The organism is Pseudomonas sp. PDM27, from assembly GCF_019219205.1.
In the GTDB taxonomy this organism is placed as follows: domain Bacteria; phylum Pseudomonadota; class Gammaproteobacteria; order Pseudomonadales; family Pseudomonadaceae; genus Aquipseudomonas; species Aquipseudomonas laurylsulfatiphila.
Genome location: NZ_JAHUWF010000017.1, coordinates 91,924 through 113,081, shown reverse-complemented (window position 1 = coordinate 113,081; position 21,158 = coordinate 91,924). Strand labels below are relative to the sequence as shown.

Below are 21,158 nucleotides of genomic sequence, written 5' to 3'. Positions count from 1 at the left end.
GCCCATGAACCTACAAAAAACGCTGCTCCCGCCCCGCACCGAGATGGTTCGCGCCATGCTCGAACGAGACACCTCCTACGAGGGCGTGTTCTTCACGGCGGTCAAGACCACCGGCATCTTCTGCCGCCCCGGTTGCACCGCCCGCAGCCCGAAGCCTGAGAATGTCGAGTTCTTTGCCAACGCCGAGCAATGCCTGGCGGCGGGCTACCGCGCCTGCCTGCGCTGCAAACCGCTGGACACCGCCGCCAGCGCGCCGGACTGGGTGCAGAGCCTGTTCAAATCGGTAGACGCCGACCCGGAGCAGCGCTGGACCGACGCCCAGCTACTGGCCGTAGGCATCGAGCCGCTGAAACTGCGCCGCTGGTTCAAGCAGCATTTCGGCATGACCTTCCATGCGTGGCTGCGCGCCCGGCGCCTGGGCATGGCATTGGGCGGGATCAAACAGGGCGACTCCATCGACGCCGTCGCCTTCGATTCCGGCTACGAGTCCCTGAGCGGCTTTCGCGATGCCTTTCAAAAGTCGTTTCACATCACCCCGGGCCGCGCGGCCAACAGCGAGCCATTGCTGTTTACACGCCTGACCACGCCGCTGGGGCCGATGATCGCCATGGCCGAACGGCGCGGGCTGGTGTTGCTGGAATTTCTCGATCAGGCCTCACTGAGCCCTTCGGTCGAAGCGTTGCAAAACCGATTCGGTTACGCCGTGGCCCCGGGGCACAATACCCATTTGCAGCAGATCGAAGCGCAATTGTCGGCGTACTTTGCCGGGACGCTGACCGAGTTCAGCGTTGCCTTGCACATGCCCGGCAGCGAGTTCTCCCGCCGCGTCTGGGCTGAACTGGCGAAGATCCCCTACGGCCAGACCACCACCTACGGCACCATTGCGGCGACGCTGGGCAAGCCCGGTGCCAGCCGGGCGGTAGGCCTGGCCAACGGGCATAACCGCTTATCGATTGTTGTGCCGTGCCACCGCGTGATCGGCGCCGACGGCTCGCTGACCGGCTACGCTGGAGGCCAGCCACGCAAGGCGTTTCTGCTCAGGCTGGAAAACGCTGCGGTGCAGCTCACGGAGCAGTTGGCGCTCTGATCCCCCCACAGGCTTTTCATAAGGAAGGAAACTCGATGGACAGGCTCGACAATCTACTGCACCAACTGCATCACGAAGGTTTGCTGATCCTCACCAACGTCGCCGATGCCGCCGGGGCGCGACTGGTGGAGCAACTGGGCAACAAGGCGGTGGCCACCAGCAGCGCCGCGGTGGCCTGGGTGCATGGCTACCCGGACGGCAACACCCTGCCCCTTGAGCGCCTGGTCTCGACCGTCGAGTCGATTGCCCGGGTCATTTCGGTGCCGCTGACCGTGGACATCGAGGCCGGTTACTCCGATGACCTGGAACGGGTGGCACAGGTGGTTGACGCGGTGATCGCCGCCGGCGCGGTAGGGATCAATATCGAGGACGGTTCCTCGCCGCCGGAGTTGCTGGTACGCAAGATTGAAATCGCGCGCCAGGTGGCCGATCGACGTAACGTGAACCTGTTCATCAATGCGCGCACCGATGTCTACCTGCGCGGCCTGGTGCCTGCCGAAGACCGCGTCGCCGAAACCCTCAGGCGCGCCGCGCTGTATCAGGCGGCCGGTGCCAATGGCCTGTTTGCCGCGGGCGTTACCGCCGAGTACGAGATCAAGGCGCTGTGCCACGGCACCTCGTTGCCATTGAATGTGCTGGGGTTCCCGGGCCTGCCGTCGCCCGAAGCGCTTGAAGCGCTTGGCGTACGCCGTCTGAGCGCCGGTTCCGGCATCGCCGAATTCCTCTATGGCACCATGGCCGGCATCGCCCAAAGCTTTTTGCAAACAGGCAAATTCGATAGCCACAACCTGAAAGCTTTCACCTATGGCGAAATCAACGCCCTGTTGAAACCGTCCGGGAAAGCCTGAGCCCATGGTCGACGGCTATCACGCGGCCAGTGAATTCCTGGCCGCCATCGATGACGACTGGCGCCGCCACATCGACGCCATCGGCCCGTGCCTGCACCAGCCGCATGCGGCGCGTGATCCGTACGAGTCGCTGGTGCGGGCGATTGCCTATCAGCAACTGCACGCCAAGGCCGGCGATGCGATTGTCGGGCGGCTGCTGGCGCTGTTCGGTTCGGGCTCCTTTCCCCGGCCTGAACAGATCGTCGCCACGGACTTCGACCGATTGCGCAGTTGCGGATTCTCCGCGAGCAAGATCGCGACCATCCAGGGTATCGCCCAGGCATCGCTGGACGGTGTGGTACCGGATTACGCCACGGCGCTGTCCATGGACGATGAAGCATTGATCGAGCGGTTGATCACGTTGCGCGGCGTCGGGCGCTGGACCGTGGAGATGTTGCTGATCTACAGCCTGGAACGCCCGGACATCCTGCCGGCCGACGACTTTGGCGTGCGCGAGGGTTATCGCCGGCTCAAGGGGCTCCAGGTGCAGCCGACACGCAAGCAGATGATCGAGATCGGCTCGGCGTGGAGCCCTTACCGGACGGTGGCGGCCTGGTATTTGTGGCGGGTGCCCGGGCGGTAGACCGCGTTATCGTTCTTCGCGAGCAAGCCCGCTCCCACATTCGACCGCATTCCCATGTCAGAACTCGGTTAAATGTGGGAGCGAGCCTGCTCGCGAAGGCATCCTTACCAACAACACACAACCAGAGCCTGTCACAACCCCGACTTCAACCGGCTGAACGCCCGGATCAACGCCCGGTTGAACGCCTTGCCATTGTCATTCTTGCTGTACAACGAAGCCTTGACCGCGGCCGGTGGATACGTCCCCGGATCATTGCGGATCGCCGGGTCGATCAGGCCATCCGCCGCCGTGATCGCATTGGCGTAATGGATGGTGTCGGTGATCGGCGCAATCACTTGCGGGGTCATCAGGTAGTCCATCAATGCCAGGCCGGCCTTCGGATGCGGCGCATCCTTGGGAATGACCATGGCATCGAACCAGATCAACGTGCCCTCCTTCGGAATCCGGTACTTGAGCGAATAGGGTTTGCCCGCCGCCTCGGCCTGGCCCGCCGCGATGCCCACGTTGCCGTTCCACGACATCGCCACGCAGGTGTTGCCGTTGGCCAGGTCGCTGATGTTCAGGTCGTTGTCGAAGTAGCGAATGTACGGCCGAATCTTCGCCAGTTGCTGCTCGGCGAGTTTCAGGTCGTCGAGGTTCTGGCGGTTGATATCCAGCCCCATGTACTTCATGACCGCCGCGAACACTTCATTGGGATCGTTGAGCAGGCTGACCCCGCAATCGGCGAATTTCGAGACCACTGCCGGGTCGAACAGCATCGCCCAACTGTCGGTCGGCGCGTCGGGCAGGCGCTGTTTCACGGCCTGTTCCTGATAACCCACGCCCGTGGTGCCCCAGGCGTAGATCCCGGCATAGCGGTTGCCCGGATCGAACACCGCCATGTGCTGGCGGAACTCCTCGCCGACGCCGGCGAAATGCGGCAGTTGCTGCTTGTCGATCGTCTGCACCGCGCCACTCTCGATGGCGCGAGACAGGTGCTGCCCCGCCGTCAACACCAGGTCGTAGCCACTGCGGCCGGTGAGCAGCTTGGTCTCGACGGTTTCCAGGGAATCGAAATGATCGACCACCACATGGATGCCTGTTTTTTCCTCGAAATTCTTCAGGGTATCCGGGGCCAGGTACTCGCCCCAGATATACAGGTTGACCACCGGTTTGGCGGTATCGGCGGCCTGCACACACAGGGGTGCAAGCACCAGCAGTATTGCTTGAGTCAGTTTGTGCAGGCCCATGGTCACACTCCCTTTTTGTTGCAAGCAGTGCCGGCGTACTGCGGCATGGTGATGCATGCGACGTTGCCACCGCCGAGGAGGATTTCCCGGGAGTTTTCGATGCCGACGATGTTGTGTTTCGGAAACAGCTCGGCCAGGGTCGCCAGCGCCACCTTGTCGTTGCGATCACCAAACAGCGGCACCACGATGGCGCTGTTGCCGGCGTAGTAGTTGATGTACGACGCGCAGATCTTCGTCCCGGCCTGGCGGGTATGGGTGCTGTCCTGCTGGTCCAGCCCTTCGGCTTCTTCGGCCGTCCACTCCAGCACATCCGGCTGCGGCAGCTTGTGCACGATCAGCTCGCGGCCGCGACTGTCGCGGGTGCTGCGCAGGATGTCATAGGCTTCCTGATAGATTTCCCACTGCGGGTCGTCACGGTTGTCGGTCCATTGCAGCACCACTTCACCGGGACGCACGAAGCAGGCGAGGTCGTCGACGTGGCCATCGGTTTCGTCGAACTTGCAGCCCCGCGGCAACCAGATCACCTGCTCGGCGCCGAGGTAGTCGGTGAGGCGACGGGTGACTTCGTCCTTGCCCAGATGCTGGTTGCGGTTACGGTTGAGCAGGCATTGCTCGGTGGTGAGGATGCTGCCCTGGCCGTCGCTCTGGATGCCGCCCAGTTCGGCAATCAAGGGGGCGCGATAGCGGTCGAAGCGTTCGATTTCGAGGATCTTGCTCGCGATCTGGTCGTCCTTGTCCCACGGGTAGTACAGGCCGCCGTCGAGTCCGCCGTAGGCATTGAACTCGAAGTCGACGCCGCGCACTTCGCCGCTCTGGTCATTGACCACAAAGCACGGGCCGCTGTCGCGGAACCAGGTGTCGTTGCAGGTCATTTCCACCACACGCACCTGCGGCGGCAACTGGCGGCGCGCGGTGGCGAACTGTGCCGCCGAGGCGCACACGGTGACCGGTTCGCTCATGGAAATGGCGGTGACGATCTGCACCCAGACTTTCTGCGCAGGCTTGGCACCGTTGCGCCAGACGTCGGTGCGCTCCGGCCAGCCGAGCCAGCAACCGGACTTGGCTTCGAATTCGCCGGGCAGACGGAAACCGTCCTGTTTGGGAGTGGTGTCGAGCAAACGGGCCATGGTCAAACCTCTTCAGCAGGGATTGGAATGACCACAGGCTAAGGGTGTTGGCGACTGGCTCGCCAACGATGATTATTTCGGAATACTTGAATTCAACTCATCAATCGAGCAACTGATCGTTGAACCATTCCAGCATCTGCGCCACGGCCGGACGTTCCAGCCGCACCCGTTCGCACACCAGCGCGTATTGGCCCAGGGCGGTCATGCTCGACGTGAACGGCCTTACCAGGCGGCCGCTGAGCAAATCTTCCTGGGCCGTCAGGTTGTCGCCCATGGCCACGCCCTGCCCTTGCGCCGCCGCCTCCAGCGCCAGCCCGGCATGGGCGAAATACAACTGGCGGTCGGGGCGCTGGTCACCGGCATGGCTGGTGAGCCACGCGGTCCAGGTCTTGCCGTCCTGGTCGTCGTGCAACAGGCAATGGCGGGCCAGGTCCTTCGGGGTTTTCAGCGAGCCCTGGTTGAACAGGCCGGGGCTGCACACCGGGAAGAACTGCAACGCCGGCAGCGGCCGGACGAAATACGCGCTGCTGTCCACCGGGCCGGTGCCGTAGGTGATCGCCAGGTCAATGTCTTCCCCCGGGGCCGTGGCGTCGATCGGTTGTTCGTACAGATGCAGGGTGATGTGCGGATAGCGCGCATAGAAGTCCGTGAGACGGCTCATCAGCCACTTTTGCGCCAGCTCGGCGGTCACCGCCAGACGCAGCACCGCGAGCGATGACGGATCGCGCAGTTCATCGCAGGCGTCGCCAATCAGTTCGAACGCCTGCTGCAAACTCTGCATCAGGCGCCCGGCGGCCAGGGTCGGGCGAATCTGCCGGCCTTCGCGCACGAACAGCGGCACACCGAGCTGCTCCTCGAGCTGGCGAATCTGGTGGCTGACCGCGCTGTCGGTGACACACAACTCGGCCGCCGCCCGGCCGAAATGGGCATGGCGAGCCGCGCATTCGAAGGTTCGCAGGGCTGCCAGGGAAGGTAATCGTCGCATCAGGTCGTGTCCCGGTTTCGAGGGGGACATGCTGACTTGGCCTTTGGCAGGCGTCCAGTGGGACCGCGTTATCGTTCTTCGCGAGCAAGCCCGCTCCCACAGGCGATCGCATTCAAAATGTGGGAGCGGGCTTGCTCGCGAATGGGCCGGCCCACTCACCACAAATCCACCCGCCCATCACCTTCCCTTATGGATCATGACATCCACCCGCACCCGGCACATGCTGGACGTGACCCGCGCACAAAGCGGCGATGCCGAACTCACCCTGGCTTTTCGCACCTGTCGAGTCACGCTAAGGGTCTAGGCTGTCCCGGGTACGCTCAAGACAGCCGGAGGCTCCCATGCAACTCGAAGGTTCCTGCCATTGCGGCGCGGTGTCGTTCAGCCTGACCTGCGCCCACCCCTACCCGTACCAGCGTTGCTACTGTTCGATCTGCCGCAAGACCCAGGGCGGTGGCGGCTATGCGATCAACCTCGGTGGCGATGCCGCCAGCCTCAAGGTGCGCGGGCGCAAGCACATCGCGATTTACCATGCGCGGCTCAAGGAAGAAGGCGACAAGCGCGCCCACAGCAGCAGCGCCGAGCGGCATTTCTGTGCGGTCTGCGGCTCGGGCCTGTGGTTGTTCAGCCCTCAGTGGCCGGAATTGATTCACCCGTTCGCCTCCGCCATCGACACACCGCTGCCGGTACCGCCGGAGCACACGCACCTGATGCTCGGCTCGAAAGCGCCGTGGGTGGAGGTCCAGGCGCAGCCCGTGGATCAGCAGTTCGATCTGTACCCTGAAGAATCCATCGCCCAGTGGCATCAGCGTCTCGGCCTGGCTGGCTGAGAATAATTATCAGTTTTTTTCAGGCGGCAGTTCCCCTTTGCATGTTTCGTTCGGTTAACCCCTCAGAAGCACTTCAACTACCGATCGATTCGATGCAAAGGGATCCCCATGTCGCACCCGCTTGTCACCCGTTTCCGTTTTGCCCTGTGCCCTCTGGCGCTGGCCCTGCCCGCCGCCCTGCTGAGCCTCACCGCCCACGCCGCTGAAACCGATGCCGATAAAAAGCCGGCGAAGGACGACGGTGTACTGCAACTGGGCGCAACGAATATTTCCGCCCAGGCGCTGGGCGCCACCACCGAAGGCACCCACTCCTACACCACCGGTTCAACGTCTTCGGCCACCGGCCTGCCCCTGTCGATCCGCGAAACGCCGCAATCGGTGACCGTCATCACCCGCCAGCAGATGGACGACCGCGGCGTGCAGACCATCGGCGACGCGCTACGCAACACCCCCGGCATTTCGACGCAGAAATACGACAGTGACCGCACCGAGTTTTCCGCCCGTGGCTTTGCCATCACCAACTTTCAGTACGATGGCATCAACATCCCGTATGACGGCGTCTACGGTGAAAACCCCAGCAACAGCGACGACGCCTCCAGCCTGGACCACATCGAAATCGTCAAGGGTGCGACCGGCCTGATGACCGGTTCGGGCGACCCGGCTGCCACCGTCAACCTGATCCGCAAGAAGCCGACCAAGGAATTCAAGGCGTCGATCAGCGGCACCGTCGGTTCGTGGGATGCCTATCGCAGCGTCGGCGACATTTCCGGTTCACTGAACGATTCCGGCAGCGTGCGTGGTCGCTTTGTCGGCGCGTATTCCGACAAGAACTCCTACCAGGATCACTACAGCCAGAAGAAGGACCTGTTCTACGGCGTCCTCGAAGCCGACCTGACGCCCGACACCCTGCTGACCTTCGGCGTCGACAAGTCCAGCGCCACTCCGCGAGGTTCGTCCTGGACCGGCAACCCGGTGTACTTCTCGGACGGCGGCCGTACCGACTTCCCGCGTCACTTCAACCCGGGCGCCGACTGGAGTCGTCGCGACTTCGACGACATCACCTACTTCGCCTCCCTGGAACAGGCCCTGGCCAACGACTGGACGTTCAAGGCCACTGTCGACCAGAAAACCACCGATCACGACACTCGCCTGGCCTCGGCCAGTGGCGGCAACCCGGACCGTGCCACCGGTGAAGGCATGTTCCTGTACTGGGGGCGCTGGGAAGGTCATCGGGTGCAAAACACCGCTGACGTGAACGTCACCGGCCCCTTCTCCCTGGGTGGCCGCGAGCATGAACTGGTGGCCGGCTTCATGGCCTCCCACTCGCGCCAGACCGGCGCGACCTTCGACACCAGTGCCTTCGCCATGGTCCCGGGGAGCATTTACGACTGGAATGGCGATCTGCCGGAACAGGACTTCCCGAAGAACGGCAAGTACGAACGCACTCAAAGCCAGAACGGCCTGTACCTGGCCACGCGCCTGCACGCGACCGATGACCTGTCGATCATCCTCGGCAGCCGCTTGAGCACCTTCAAGTACAACGAAGACTATTCGTACTATCCGGGTGCGGGACTCGATGACACCCATGCCAGCTACAAGGAACATGGCGTGGTCACGCCTTATGCCGGTGTGGTCTATGACCTGGATGACACCTACTCGGTCTACGCCAGCTACACCAGCATCTACCAGCCGCAAACCTACAAGGACATCAACGGTTCGACCCTGGCGCCGGTCGAAGGCGACAGCTACGAAGCCGGCCTGAAAGCCGCCTACTTCGACGGGCGACTGAATGCCAGCCTGGCCTTCTTCCGCATCGAGCAAGACAACCTCGCTGAATCGATCGGCACCAACCCGGTGACCAACGAAGGCATCTACAAAGCCGTTGACGGCGCGACCACCAAAGGCGTCGAGCTGGAATTGGCCGGTGAATTGGCCGAAGGCTGGAACCTGTCGGCCGGCTACACCTACGCCCGCACCCGTGACGCCGATGAACAGCGCATCTTCGGCTTCCCGCTGTCCACCAGCAAACCGGAACACGTCGTACGTACGTTCACCACCTACCGCCTGCCCGGCGCACTGGACAAGGTGACCATCGGAGGCGGCATCAGCTGGCAGAGCGCGTTCTACGGCAAGATCTACAGCCCGACCGTGGGCGACTACACCCGCATCAAGCAAGGCGGATACACCCTCGTCGACCTGATGAGCCGCTACCAGTTCAACGAGAACCTGAGCTTCACCGTCAACGCCAACAACGTCTTCGACAAACGCTACCTGACGGGCCTGGGCAACTTCGACACCACGTACTACGGCGAACCGCGTAACGTGATGTTGACCACCACGTGGGATTTCTGAAGCTGGGGACCTGAAAAAACCGGCCAGAAAGGCCTAATGTCGATCAGTCAAGGATGACACGAACCTGTGGCGAGGGAGCTTGCTCCCGCTGGACTGCGCAGCAGGCCCATTTTTTAGGGCCGCTTCGCTGCCCAGCGGGAGCAAGCTCCCTCGCCACAGGTTCAGGGTCTCGGCTTAACTGATCGGCATTTGCCAAAAAGGCCGGTTTTTTTGTGTTGAAAGCCCCACGGGTTGTCCTGCGAGAGTTATGCCGCGACCGGTACGCCGCTATGGAAACGGAATTCCACATCCGGGGATTCGATCAGTTCCTGTTCGGCGGCGCGGACCTTGTCGATCACCTGGGCGATGTCCCTGGCGTCGCCATACTGGTAGGCCAGTTTCAGGTAACCCTGGAAATGCCGCGCCTCGCTCTTGAGCAAACCGAAATAGAACTTGCCCAACTCTTCGTCCAGATGCGGCACCAGCGCTTCGAAACGCTCGCAACTGCGGGCCTCGATGAAGGCGCCCACCACCAAGGTGTCCACCAGCTTCACCGGCTCGTGACTGCGCACCACCTTGCGCAGGCCCGACGCATAACGCCCGGCAGACAGCTGGCGCAGGCCAATCTTGCGGCGCTTCATCAGGCGCATGACCTGCTCGTGGTGCACCAGTTCTTCCCGGGCCAGGCGCGACATCATGTTGATCAGGTCGACGTGGGAATGGTACTTGGCGATCAGGCTCAACGCGGTGCTGGCGGCCTTGAATTCGCAGTTCTTGTGGTCGATCAGCAAGGTTTCCTGATCGGCCAGCGCGGCTTGAACCCAGCCGTCGGGGGTGCGGCAGCCAAGGAACTCGTGAATTTCGGGAAGGATCATGGGGCTCACGGACAAATAGGTTCAAAACGAAGGGCGCCGATTATACCGGCCTGCCCGCAGACCACCAGTCGCCAACCGTTGATATGCATCAAGTCCCCGAATCGCAGGCAGCAACTATAGTTGTGCAACGCCGTGCCTTTTTTATTTTCAGGAGATCGCGCTCATGCAAGCCGTACGCAGCATTCTGGTGGTCATTGACCCCGAACACTCCGAAAGCCTCGCGCTCAAGCGGGCGAAGCTGATCGCCGGCGTGACCCAGGCGCAGTTGCATCTGCTGGTGTGCGACCCCAAGCATGATCACAGTGCCATGTTGAGTGTGCTCAAGGCCGCTTTGACGGAGGACGGCTACAGCGTCACCACCGAGCAGGCCTGGAACCATAGCCTGCATCAAACCATCGTCGAGGTTCAGCAAGCCGAAGGCTGCGGTCTGGTGGTGAAGCAGCACTTTCCCGACAGTGCCCTGAAAAAGGCCCTGCTGACACCCGAAGACTGGAAATTGCTGCGCCAATGCCCTTCCCCGGTACTGCTGGTAAAAACCGCTGGCTCATGGAAAGACAAAGTGATCCTGGCCGCTGTCGACGTCGGCAACACCGACCTCGAACACCGCCACCTGCACGACACCATCATCAATCATGGCTATGACATCGCAACCCTGGCCAAGGCCCGTTTGCACGTGATCAGCGCCCACCCGTCACCGATGCTGTCGTCGGCCGACCCGACGTTTCAACTCAGCGAAACCATCCAGGCGCGCTACCGCGAGCAATGCAAGTCGTTCCAGGCCGAGTACGACATCGACGATGAACACCTGCACATCGAGGAAGGTCCGGCGGACGTGTTGATTCCGTTCATGGTGCACAAGCTGCAGGCGGCCGTGACCGTCATCGGCACCGTGGCGCGTAGCGGGTTGTCAGGCGCGTTGATCGGCAATACGGCGGAAGTGGTGCTCGATGCGGTCGAGAGCGATGTATTGGTGCTCAAGCCGACGGAGATCGAGGATCATCTTGAGGAGATTGCCGGCAAGCACTGAGGGCAGATCAAAAGATCGCAGCCTTCGGCAGCTCCTACATTGATCGTGTTTACCTGTAGGAGCTGCCGCAGGCTGCGATCTTTTCAGCCGCCAAAGGCGTCTTTCAAGAACCCCGGCGCGATGTAGCGCTGGTAATGCGCCTCGGAGAGCAGGAAAAATTCCCGATCAATGGCATCGCGCAATTCCGGCAGGTTCCAGTCGCGAAATTCCGGCAGCAACACCATCCCGTAGGCTTCCAGGTTGTTGATCACCCGCGCCCCCCGGGCGATCAACTGGTAGGCCCAGCAATATTCCGACTGATGGGGCACGAAACGGATCTTGCGTTGCTCCAGCTGCATCCGCAGCTGCGCCGGATCGAAAATCTCCACCTTGGCGGCCATCACTTGCGACAGCAATTGCTCAAGACGCAGCCATACAGCGCGCTTTTCCTCCTCGTTGTAACCGTTCCAGTGGATCACTTCGTGGTGGAAACGCTTGCAGCCACGGCACACCAGGTCACCGTAAACAGTGGAGCAAAGGCCGACGCACGGCGTCTTGATGGTCTGATTGGGCATAGGTAGGCAAAACGCGAAAAAGCAGAACAGGCCGGCATGTTAGACCTTTGTCCACCATTGATCACCCCTCAAAGTTCAGGGCCATGGCTAAATCGGCGTTTACCGCCCGCCACCAAAGTCCAATAAAACCTGACTTACCTTAAATTTTTTTTTGCCGTAGAATCAGCCTGCCTTTTTAGGCGCCAATGTCCGTTAGAAGCTGTTTTCAAAGCGTCACGAGCACAGTCGTTCCTTCAGAGCGGTGTTGGCGAGGGGTTTTTCCAGCGGGGAAAAGCCCAACGCCAACCCTCATCAGCTCCCGTTCTGCAGGCGTAAAACTTTGAAAGCAGCTTCTGTAAGGAATTGTCGGTAATTCTGGCTAAGTGGCTCACAACGCCATGCAGCGCATGAGTACGGCAATTTCGGGATGAGCGTCCCGGACACCCATTTGGGACCACTGATGAGGGTAATAACTGTGCTTGAAGCCTACCGCAAACATATCGAAGAGCGCGCAGCACTGGGTATCGTTCCCCAGCCGCTAAACGCCGAACAAACTGCAGGCCTGGTCGAGCTGCTGAAAAATCCCCCGGCTGGCGAAGAAGCATTCCTCGTTGACCTGATCACCAATCGCGTTCCGCCTGGAGTGGACGAAGCAGCCTATGTCAAGGCCGGCTTCCTGTCCGCCATCGCCAAAGGCGAAGCCAACTCCCCCCTGATCGACAAGAAGCGCGCTGTTGAACTGCTCGGCACCATGCAGGGCGGCTACAACATCGTGACCCTGGTGAACCTGCTGGACGACGCCGAACTGGCGCCAGTAGCCGCAGAAGAACTCAAGCACACCCTGCTGATGTTCGATGCCTTCCACGACGTCGCGGAAAAAGCCAAGAACGGCAACGTTCACGCCAAAGGCGTACTGCAGTCCTGGGCTGACGGCGAGTGGTTCGTCAAGCGCCCTACCCTGGCCGACAAGATCAGCCTGCGCGTGTTCAAGGTCTCCGGCGAAACCAACACCGACGACCTGTCCCCTGCTCCGGATGCCTGGTCCCGCCCGGACATCCCGCTGCACGCCCTGGCCATGCTGAAAATGGCGCGCGACGGCATCGTGCCGGACGCACAAGGCGTCACCGGTCCGATGAAGCAGATCGAAGAAATGCGCAACGCCGGCTTCCCGATCGCCTACGTCGGCGACGTGGTCGGTACCGGTTCTTCGCGTAAATCGGCGACCAACTCCGTACTGTGGTTCTTCGGCGACGACGTTCCTTACGTGCCGAACAAGCGTGCCGGCGGTTTCTGCTTCGGCAACAAGATCGCTCCGATCTTCTACAACACCATGGAAGATGCTGGCGCACTGCCAATCGAATTCGACGTTTCCAACATGAACATGGGCGACGTGATCGACCTGTACCCGCATGCTGGCAAAGTCTGCAAACACGGCACCGACGAAGTCCTGACCACCTTCGAAATGAAGACCCCGGTCCTGTTGGACGAAGTTCGTGCTGGCGGCCGTATTCCGCTGATCATCGGCCGTGGCCTGACCGAGAAGGCTCGCGCCGAGCTGGGCCTGCCACCTTCGACCCTGTTCAAGAAGCCTGAAGCACCGGCTGAAAGCACCAAGGGTTTCACCCTGGCGCAGAAAATGGTCGGCAAGGCTTGCGGCGTGACCGGCGTGCGTCCGGGCACCTACTGCGAACCGAAGATGACCACCGTGGGTTCCCAGGACACCACCGGTCCAATGACCCGTGACGAACTGAAAGACCTGGCGTGCCTGGGCTTCTCGACCGACCTGGTGATGCAGTCCTTCTGCCACACCGCGGCTTATCCAAAGCCGATCGACGTGACCACCCACCACACCCTGCCTGACTTCATCATGACCCGCGGCGGCGTTTCCCTGCGTCCGGGCGACGGCATCATCCACTCGTGGCTGAACCGCATGCTGCTGCCAGATACCGTCGGTACCGGTGGTGACTCCCACACCCGTTTCCCGATCGGCATCTCGTTCCCGGCCGGTTCCGGTCTGGTCGCGTTCGCCGCAGCCACTGGCGTCATGCCGCTGGACATGCCTGAGTCGGTCCTGGTTCGCTTCAAGGGCGAACTGCAGCCAGGCGTCACCCTGCGTGACCTGGTTCACGCCATTCCTTACTACGCGATCCAGGCTGGCCTGCTGACCGTAGAGAAGAAAGGCAAGAAGAACGCCTTCTCCGGTCGCATCCTGGAGATCGAAGGCCTGCCTAAGCTGACCGTCGAGCAAGCGTTCGAACTGTCCGACGCCTCGGCTGAACGTTCGGCTGCCGGTTGCACCATCCAGCTGTCCAAAGAGTCGATCGCTGAATACCTGCAGTCCAACATCACCCTGCTGCGCTGGATGATCGGCGAAGGCTACGGCGATGCCCGTACCCTGGAGCGTCGTGCCCAGGCGATGGAAGCCTGGCTGGCCAACCCTGAGCTGATGGAAGCGGACAAGGACGCCGAGTACGCCGAAATCATCGAGATCGACCTGGCCGACATCAAGGAGCCTGTACTGTGCGCTCCAAACGACCCGGACGACGCTCGCCTGCTCTCCAGCGTTGCTGGCGAGAAGATCGACGAAGTGTTCATCGGTTCGTGCATGACCAACATCGGTCACTTCCGCGCTGCCGGCAAGTTGCTGGAACAGGTCAAGGGTCAGCTGCCAACCCGTCTGTGGCTGTCGCCGCCGACCAAGATGGACGCTCACCAGCTGACCGAAGAAGGCTACTACGGCATCTACGGCAAGGCCGGCGCGCGCATGGAAATGCCGGGCTGCTCGCTGTGCATGGGTAACCAGGCACGTGTAGAGCCGAACTCGACCGTTGTGTCGACTTCGACCCGTAACTTCCCGAACCGTCTGGGTGACGGCGCGAACGTCTACCTGGCTTCGGCTGAGCTGGCGTCCGTGGCCTCCATCCTGGGTCGCCTGCCGACCGTCGAGGAGTACATGGAATACGCTGGCAAGATCGACAGCATGGCGGCCGATGTCTACCGCTACCTGTCCTTCGACCAGATCGCCGAGTTCCGTGAAGCTGCTGCGAACGCCAACATCCCGGTCGTTCAAGCCTAACGTTGCAACGCAATGAAAAACGCCGCCCATCGTGAGATGAGCGGCGTTTTTTTATGCCTTCTGCCTCAGCCCCCCTCCCCCTGTGGGAGCGAGCTTGCTCGCGATAGCGGCGGGTCAGTCGACATGGATGTAACAGACAGACCGCCATCGCGAGCAAGCTCGCTCCCACAGGTTATGCGCCAGCCTTCAAGGCTTGCTGCACCGCACCATCCACACTCAACCCACTCAGCACCACCCCGCTAATCTCCACCTGCGGCAACACCGCCAACAGGTCCTGCCAACGGTTGGGTTGCTCGGTGGGATCAGCCTTCGGTTCGCTCGACAATCCAGTGCCTCCAGGCGAAAAAAAACCTCTGCACGTATCACGTGCAGCGGCCACTGTAGCTGTCAACCCGGCACTGCGCGAGCAGGCCGGTGGATCACGCGCTCAACGAATAGATCAACGCCGAGATCGCCACCAGCCCCACCGCCGTCACGAAGACGTTGGACGCCTGACCGCGATAGCGTGCCATCGCCGGCACCTTACGAATGGCGTACATCGGCATCAGGAACAGTATCGCCGCGATCACCGGGCCACCGAGGGTTTCGATCATCCCGAGGATGCTCGGGTTCAGCGTGGCGACGATCCAGCACACCACCAGCATGAACGCGGCAGTCATGCGGTCCAGGGCCTTGGCGGACGGACGCTTGCCGCTCTTGACGATCAGCCCCTTGAGACCTTCGCTGGCGCCGATGTAGTGCCCCAGGAACGACTTGGAGATGGCCACGAAGGCAATCAACGGTGCCGCGAAGGCGATGGTCGGGTTGCTGAAGTGGTTGGCCAGGTACGACAGGATCGACAGGTTCTGCGCCTTGGCTTCAGCCAGTTGCGCTGGCGACAGGGTCAGCACGCAACTGAAGACGAAGAACAGCACCATCGCCACCATCAACAGGTGCGCCCGGGACAGGATCTGCGAGCTGCGCTCCTCGGCGTGATCGCCGTAGCGACGCTTCTGGTCCACGGCGAACGCCGAGATGATCGGCGAATGGTTGAACGAGAACACCATCACCGGAATCGCCAGCCACAGGGTGTGCAACAGCGCCGACGGTGCCGGCACGCTGCTGGCGGTGGTCAGGATGCCGCCGTTCCAGTGCGGAACCAGGTACACCGCCAGGAACAGCAAGGCGACGATGAACGGATAGACCATCAGGCTCATGGCCTTGACGATCAGTTGCTCGCCGCAACGCACCACCGCCAGCAGGCCGAGGATCAGCACCAGCGACAGCACCGCGCGCGGCGGCGGCGTGATGTGCAGTTGATGCTCGAGGAAACTGCCCACGGTGTTGGTCAGGGCCACGCTGTAGATCAGCAGGATCGGGAAAATGGCGAAAAAGTACAGCAAGGTGATCAGCGCACCGGCCTTGATGCCGAAATGTTCTTCCACCACTTCAGTGATGTCGGCGCCTTCGCGACCGGACAACACAAAACGGGTCAGCCCGCGGTGCGCGTAGAACGTCATCGGGAACGCCAGCAACGCCAGGATCAGCAGCGGCCAGAAACCGCCGAGGCCCGCATTGATCGGCAAAAACAGGGTGCCCGCACCAATCGCCGTGCCAAACAGGCCCAGCATCCACGTGGTGTCCTGGCGATTCCAGCTCGAAAGCGTTGCGGGTGTTGCTGCTACATAGCGTTTGTTGACGCTATTGGCCTGATCATTCATCCGGTGGGATCTCCACATTCCGGTCACTTGCCACCCGGTCAGAACGCGTCGGAATACCCGACAGGCAGCGCCCTGACTGGAACAGGGGCGCGATTCTGGAGGATTAGTGAACAGAAGCAAAGACTTAGGTGAGGAACGGTGGTACCAGATTGACGAAAAATCCCCTGTGGGAGCGGGCTTGCTCGCGAAGGCGGTGTGTCAGACACATCAATGCTGAATGTGCCGCCGTCTTCGCGAGCAAGCCCGCTCCCACAGGTTTTCTGTATGTTTTCGGGATCTCCATCGGCATTTCATCATCCACACTTGATAAAGGTCTACCATCATGTATTTTTAAACAACCTGCATTCCTCCTGGAGTCTTCCCATGCCACTGGTTCGCGTCGACATCAAAAAACATCAGGACCCCACCCACGCCAAACGCATCGGCCAACTGATCTACGCCGCGATGCACAGCACCATCGGCGTGCCGGAGAACGATAATTTCCAGATACTCGCCGAACACGATGAGCAGCATTTCATCTTTGATCCCGGTTACCTGGGTATCGACCGCACGGACCAGTTGGTGGTGATCCAGATCACCATGAGCGAGGGGCGAACCCTCGAGCAGAAAAAACGCCTCTACAAAACCATCGCCGAAAGTCTTCACACAGAGTTGGCCGTACGCCTGGAGGACGTTTTCATCAATCTGGTGGAAGTCAAAAAAGAGAATTGGTCGTTCGGCAACGGAATTGCCCAATACGCCCTCTGATGTTCAACCTCAAGACCTGAGAGTGACCCATGCCCCGCGTTTCCCGTAAACAAGCCGACCTCAACCGCGAGACCATCGTCGATGCCGCCACGCGGCTGTTCCGCGAACGCGGTTTGCACGGGATCAGCGTGGTCGATGTGATGGCCGCCGCGGGCCTGACCCACGGCGGCTTCTACGGGCACTTCGAATCCCGCGAAGCCCTGGCGCAAGAGGCCAGTGGCCGGGCCTTCGAGCAGGCCGCGCAACGCTGGCAAGCGCGGGTGGCCGATCAGGAGAGCAAGGACACCGCCCGCCGCGCCGTGGTCGGAACGTACCTGTCCAGCGAAAGCCGGGACAATCCGGGTGACAGCTGTCCGGTGGTGGCCTTTGCCGGGGACATGTGCCACGAGGCCGCCGAGAGCGGTTTGCGCCAAACCTATCTGCAGGGCCTGAACAACCTGCTCGACTCCCTGGGCTCGCTGCTCGACACCGAAGACGAGGCCGACAAACGGCAGCAGGCGCTGGTGCAGTATTCGCTGATGTTCGGCGCGTTGATGTTGTCCCGGGCGACCCGCGGCGATCCACTGTCGGATGAAATTCTCGAGGCTGCCCGAGCAGCACTCTCGGCGTCGAAATAAAAGGTTCTTCACGCAATCCCGGGAAACTGTAGGAGCCAGCCTGCTGGCGATGGACTCCAGTGCGCCGCGTTCATCCAGCTCATACGCGTTATCGTTGACGACCATCGCTGGCAAGCCAGCTCCTACAGGGGACCGCGCCCACGCTAAAACTGTAGGAGCCAGCCTGCTGGCGATGGACTCAAGAGCGCCGCGTTCATCCAGTTCACACGCGTTATCGTTAACGACCATCGCCGGCGGTTGCCAAGCTATCCTGAAATCAGCAATCTCAAGCGACGTTCGAGCCGATTTTCCGATGCCCACAGGGAGCCAAGCATGCCTGTAACCGTTCTGGTACTGGTTGAAACCATCAATGATTACCTGCCTATTCTCGAACATCAGGGCTTCCACCTGATACTGGCCCCGACGCCCGCCGAGCGTGCCGAAGCCATCGCCCGCCACGCCGGGCAGATCGACGCCGTCCTGACCCGCGGACCATTGGGGCTGTATGCCGATGAAATCGCCGCGCTGCCCAAACTTAAGATCATCTGTGTGATCGGCGCCGGCTATGAACACGTCGACCTGCAGGCCGCCGCCGACCGGGGCATCACCGTCACCAATGGTGCCGGGGTCAACGCCTCGTCCGTCGCCGACCATGCCATGGCGCTGCTGCTGTCGCTGGTACGCGACGTGCCCCGCTGTGATGCCGCCGTTCGGCGCGGCGAGTGGCCGAAGATTATGCGCCCTTCCCTAGCCGGCAAACGCCTGGGCATCCTCGGCCTCGGCGCGGTCGGCATGGCCATCGCCAAACGTGCCGGTGCCGGCTTCGACATGAGCATCTGCTACCACAATCGGCAACGTCGCAGCGATGTGCCCTACACGTTCTGCTCGACCCCGACCGAACTGGCGCGCGCCTCGGACTTCCTGATCGTCGCCACGCCCGGCGGCCTGGGCACCAAGCACCTGATCAATCGCCAGGTCCTCGACGCCTTGGGCCCCAAGGGTTTTATCGTCAACATCGCCCGGGCCAGCGTGATTGCCACCGCCGACCTGATCACCGCCCTGGAGCAACGCCGGATCGCCGGCGCCGCGCTGGATGTGTTCGACGCCGAACCGAAGGTGCCGGATGCGCTAAAGACCCTGAGCAACGTGATCCTCACGCCCCATGTCGCCGGGCTGTCCCCGGAAGCCACCCAGGGCACCGTCGAACTGGTGGGCAAGAACCTCGTGGCGTTTTTCTCCAGCCAACCGGTGCTGACGCCGATCGAATTGCCGCCGACCATGAGCCGGGTGGTTCATTGAGGGCAATTCAAACAGCTGTATCAAAAACAATGATTGGCCGGCAACACGCTCACCTATAAGAGCCGATCGCGGTTGTGGGTGCGGGGTATGCGCATTAGATTAGCCAATAGTTTCAGGCCTCCAGAATAAGCAGAAGGGATAAGCATGGCGCTTACTGACCAGTCCACCCGTATCCGCACCGGCGAAGAGCTCGATGCCAGCCTGATTGATCCATACCTCAAGGCCCATATTCCGGGGCTCAGCGGTTTGCCGAAAATCAGCCAGTTCCCGGGCGGCGCGTCGAACCTCACTTACTTGCTGGAATACCCCGAGCAGGAATTCGTCCTGCGTCGCCCGCCCTTCGGCCACAAGGCCAAGTCGGCTCACGACATGGGCCGTGAATTTCGCATCCTCAATCAACTGCGCGACGGATTTCCGTACTGCCCGAAAGCCTACGTGCACTGCACCGACGAATCGGTGATCGGTGCCGAGTTCTACGTGATGGAACGGGTCAACGGCATCATCCTGCGTTCCGACCTGCCGCCGGAGCTGGGGCTGGACTCGGCGAAAACCGAGGCCCTGTGCAAGAGCTTCATCGACAAGTTCGTCGAACTGCACCAGGTCGACTACAACGCCTACGGCCTGGGTGACCTCGGCAAGCCGCAAGGCTACGTGGCGCGGCAGATCAAAGGCTGGAGCGATCGCTACGAGAAGGCCCTGACCCCCGATGCGCCACAATGGCAAACGGTGAAAGCCTGGCTCAACGACAAGATGCCAGCCGACCATCCGACCTCCAGCATCGTGCACAACGACTACCGCTTCGACAATGTCATCCTCGACCCGGCCAACCCGATGCAGATCATCGGCGTGCTCGACTGGGAGCTGACCACCTTGGGCGATCCGCTGATGGACTTGGGCAACACCCTCGCCTACTGGATCGAGGCCGATGATCCGGCACCGGTGCAGATGATGCGCCGCCAGCCAAGCCACGCGCCGGGCATGTTGACCCGCCGCGAGTTCGTCGATTACTACGCCCAACGCTCGGGCATCCAGATCGACAATTTCGATTTCTACTACACCTACGGCCTGTTCCGCCTGGCCGGCATCGTGCAGCAGATCTACTACCGCTTCTACCACGGCCAGACCCAGGACAAACGCTTCGCGCAGTTCATTCACATGAACAAGCTGCTGGAGCAGATGAGCCTGCAGGTCATCCAGAAATCCAGCCTGTGACCGTACGCGATCCCTGTGGGAGCGAGCCTGCTCGCGATGATCGTGAACGAAAACGCGCACTGACCGGCTTCAACTGAACAGCATTGGCCGCACCCGGCATTTGACTCGATAACAAGACATTCTATAAGGGAATCCCATGTCCAAGACTCAGTTGTTCGACCTCGACGGCAAGATCGCTTTCGTCTCCGGCGCCAGCCGTGGCATCGGTGAAGCCATCGCCAAACTGCTGGCCCAGCAAGGCGCCCACGTGATCGTCTCCAGCCGCAAGCTTGAAGGCTGCCAACACGTCGCCGACGCCATCATCGCCGCCGGCGGCAAGGCCACCGCCATTGCCTGCCACATCGGCGAAATGGAACAGATCAGCCAGGTCTTCGCCGGCATCAAGGAACAGTTCGGCCGCCTCGACATCCTGGTCAACAACGCCGCGACCAACCCGCAGTTCTGCAACGTCCTGGACACCGACCTCAGCGCCTTCCAGAAAACCGTCGACGTGAACATCCGCGGCTACTTCTTCATGTCGGTCGAAGCCGGCAAGCTGATGCGCGAAAACGGTGGTGGCAGCATCATCAACGTCGCCTCGATCAACGGCGTTTCGCCGGGGATCTTCCAGGGCATCTACTCGGTGACCAAGGCGGCGGTGATCAACATGACCAAGGTGTTCGCCAAGGAATGCGCGCAGTTCGGGATTCGTTGCAATGCCCTGCTGCCGGGCCTGACCGACACCAAGTTTGCTTCGGCGCTGGTGAAGAATGAGGCGATCTTGAACACGGCGCTGCAGCAAATTCCGCTCAAGCGCGTGGCGGATCCGAGTGAAATGGCGGGGGCGGTGCTTTACCTCGCCAGCGATGCTTCAAGCTATACGACAGGGGTTTCGTTGAATGTGGATGGTGGTTTCCTGTCCTGATTCGGTGTCCGGATGAAAAAAGGCAGCCGTTTGGCTGCCTTTTTTGATTCAACTATCATCGCTGATCGTTTTGCGCCTTGAAAATCAAAAGAATCCAAACCCCATTCACCAGCCGTTAGGCCATCACCTG

The 21,158-nt window shown here is 61.3% G+C and carries 19 protein-coding genes; 12 read left to right on the top strand and 7 right to left on the bottom strand.

The annotated features are described in order from the left end of the window. Window positions 1-4: 4 nt before the first annotated feature. The 3 genes from KW838_RS27270 to KW838_RS27260 are packed head-to-tail and all read left to right on the top strand — an operon-like array spanning window position 5 to window position 2,557. Complete coding sequence (locus KW838_RS27270; RefSeq protein WP_218504131.1) at window positions 5-1,087, top strand: bifunctional transcriptional activator/DNA repair enzyme AdaA; 1,083 nt, start codon at window positions 5-7, stop codon at window positions 1,085-1,087. Between the two features lie 35 nt (window positions 1,088-1,122). Beyond that, window positions 1,123-1,935, top strand: a complete 813-nt coding sequence (locus tag KW838_RS27265; RefSeq protein ID WP_218504130.1) for an isocitrate lyase/phosphoenolpyruvate mutase family protein — start codon at window positions 1,123-1,125, stop codon at window positions 1,933-1,935. Window positions 1,936-1,939: 4 nt separating this feature from the next. Continuing rightward, window positions 1,940-2,557 (top strand): DNA-3-methyladenine glycosylase, encoded by a 618-nt coding sequence (locus tag KW838_RS27260; protein WP_218504129.1) that lies wholly within the window; start codon window positions 1,940-1,942, stop codon window positions 2,555-2,557. Window positions 2,558-2,688: 131 nt separating this feature from the next. On the opposite strand, the gene KW838_RS27255 is transcribed toward KW838_RS27260, so the two are convergent. From KW838_RS27255 to KW838_RS27245, 3 genes are all read right to left on the bottom strand, one after another. Continuing rightward, the gene (locus KW838_RS27255; protein ID WP_218504128.1) at window positions 2,689-3,786 is read right to left on the bottom strand and encodes an extracellular solute-binding protein; all 1,098 of its coding nucleotides are present in this window, start codon (window positions 3,784-3,786) and stop codon (window positions 2,689-2,691) included. A 2-nt stretch (window positions 3,787-3,788) separates the two neighbouring features. Further along, window positions 3,789-4,913 carry an agmatine deiminase gene (gene aguA, locus KW838_RS27250; RefSeq protein ID WP_102700571.1) on the bottom strand — a complete coding sequence of 375 codons (1,125 nt, stop codon included), beginning with the start codon at window positions 4,911-4,913 and terminating at the stop codon, window positions 3,789-3,791. Window positions 4,914-5,013: 100 nt separating this feature from the next. Further along, the gene (locus KW838_RS27245; protein WP_102700570.1) at window positions 5,014-5,898 is read right to left on the bottom strand and encodes a LysR substrate-binding domain-containing protein; all 885 of its coding nucleotides are present in this window, start codon (window positions 5,896-5,898) and stop codon (window positions 5,014-5,016) included. Between the two features lie 341 nt (window positions 5,899-6,239). On the opposite strand from KW838_RS27245, the gene KW838_RS27240 reads away from it, so the two are divergent. Beyond that, a complete protein-coding gene (locus KW838_RS27240; protein ID WP_218504127.1) occupies window positions 6,240-6,728 on the top strand; it encodes a GFA family protein in 489 nt (162 codons plus the stop codon). Between the two features lie 108 nt (window positions 6,729-6,836). Beyond that, window positions 6,837-9,080: a TonB-dependent siderophore receptor gene (locus tag KW838_RS27235; protein ID WP_218504126.1), complete on the top strand. Its 2,244-nt coding sequence runs from the start codon at window positions 6,837-6,839 to the stop codon at window positions 9,078-9,080. A gap of 245 nt (window positions 9,081-9,325) precedes the next feature. On the opposite strand, the gene KW838_RS27230 is transcribed toward KW838_RS27235, so the two are convergent. After that, window positions 9,326-9,934 (bottom strand): tRNA-(ms[2]io[6]A)-hydroxylase, encoded by a 609-nt coding sequence (locus KW838_RS27230; protein ID WP_102700567.1) that lies wholly within the window; start codon window positions 9,932-9,934, stop codon window positions 9,326-9,328. Window positions 9,935-10,097: 163 nt separating this feature from the next. Here KW838_RS27230 and KW838_RS27225 point away from each other — a divergent pair, with 163 nt between their 5' ends. Then, complete coding sequence (locus tag KW838_RS27225; RefSeq protein WP_102700566.1) at window positions 10,098-10,961, top strand: universal stress protein; 864 nt, start codon at window positions 10,098-10,100, stop codon at window positions 10,959-10,961. 83 nt (window positions 10,962-11,044) lie between these two features. Here KW838_RS27225 and KW838_RS27220 read toward each other — a convergent pair whose 3' ends face one another. After that, a complete protein-coding gene (locus KW838_RS27220) occupies window positions 11,045-11,515 on the bottom strand; it encodes a DUF1289 domain-containing protein (protein WP_218504125.1) in 471 nt (156 codons plus the stop codon). Window positions 11,516-11,969: 454 nt separating this feature from the next. Here KW838_RS27220 and acnB point away from each other — a divergent pair, with 454 nt between their 5' ends. Then, window positions 11,970-14,570 (top strand): bifunctional aconitate hydratase 2/2-methylisocitrate dehydratase, encoded by a 2,601-nt coding sequence (gene acnB, locus KW838_RS27215; protein WP_218474586.1) that lies wholly within the window; start codon window positions 11,970-11,972, stop codon window positions 14,568-14,570. Window positions 14,571-14,742: 172 nt separating this feature from the next. Here acnB and KW838_RS27210 read toward each other — a convergent pair whose 3' ends face one another. Together KW838_RS27210 and KW838_RS27205 are read right to left on the bottom strand one after the other, a co-directional pair. Next, on the bottom strand, window positions 14,743-14,895 hold the full coding sequence (locus KW838_RS27210; protein ID WP_173900820.1) for a hypothetical protein: 153 nt from the start codon (window positions 14,893-14,895) through the stop codon (window positions 14,743-14,745). Window positions 14,896-14,989: 94 nt separating this feature from the next. Then, window positions 14,990-16,270, bottom strand: a complete 1,281-nt coding sequence (locus tag KW838_RS27205) for a serine/threonine transporter (protein ID WP_102700564.1) — start codon at window positions 16,268-16,270, stop codon at window positions 14,990-14,992. A gap of 363 nt (window positions 16,271-16,633) precedes the next feature. On the opposite strand from KW838_RS27205, the gene KW838_RS27200 reads away from it, so the two are divergent. The 5 genes from KW838_RS27200 to KW838_RS27180 all read left to right on the top strand — a co-directional run bounded on the left by KW838_RS27200 (window position 16,634) and on the right by KW838_RS27180 (window position 21,028). Continuing rightward, window positions 16,634-17,017, top strand: a complete 384-nt coding sequence (locus KW838_RS27200) for a tautomerase family protein (protein ID WP_102700563.1) — start codon at window positions 16,634-16,636, stop codon at window positions 17,015-17,017. Window positions 17,018-17,046: 29 nt separating this feature from the next. Next, window positions 17,047-17,634 (top strand): TetR/AcrR family transcriptional regulator, encoded by a 588-nt coding sequence (locus KW838_RS27195; RefSeq protein ID WP_218504124.1) that lies wholly within the window; start codon window positions 17,047-17,049, stop codon window positions 17,632-17,634. Between the two features lie 312 nt (window positions 17,635-17,946). Continuing rightward, complete coding sequence (locus tag KW838_RS27190; RefSeq protein ID WP_218504123.1) at window positions 17,947-18,912, top strand: 2-hydroxyacid dehydrogenase; 966 nt, start codon at window positions 17,947-17,949, stop codon at window positions 18,910-18,912. 144 nt (window positions 18,913-19,056) lie between these two features. Further along, entirely contained in the window at window positions 19,057-20,124 is a 1,068-nt protein-coding gene (locus KW838_RS27185) for a phosphotransferase family protein (protein ID WP_102700560.1), read from the top strand. A gap of 136 nt (window positions 20,125-20,260) precedes the next feature. Further along, window positions 20,261-21,028, top strand: a complete 768-nt coding sequence (locus tag KW838_RS27180; protein WP_007976320.1) for an SDR family oxidoreductase — start codon at window positions 20,261-20,263, stop codon at window positions 21,026-21,028. Window positions 21,029-21,158 lie beyond the last annotated feature (130 nt).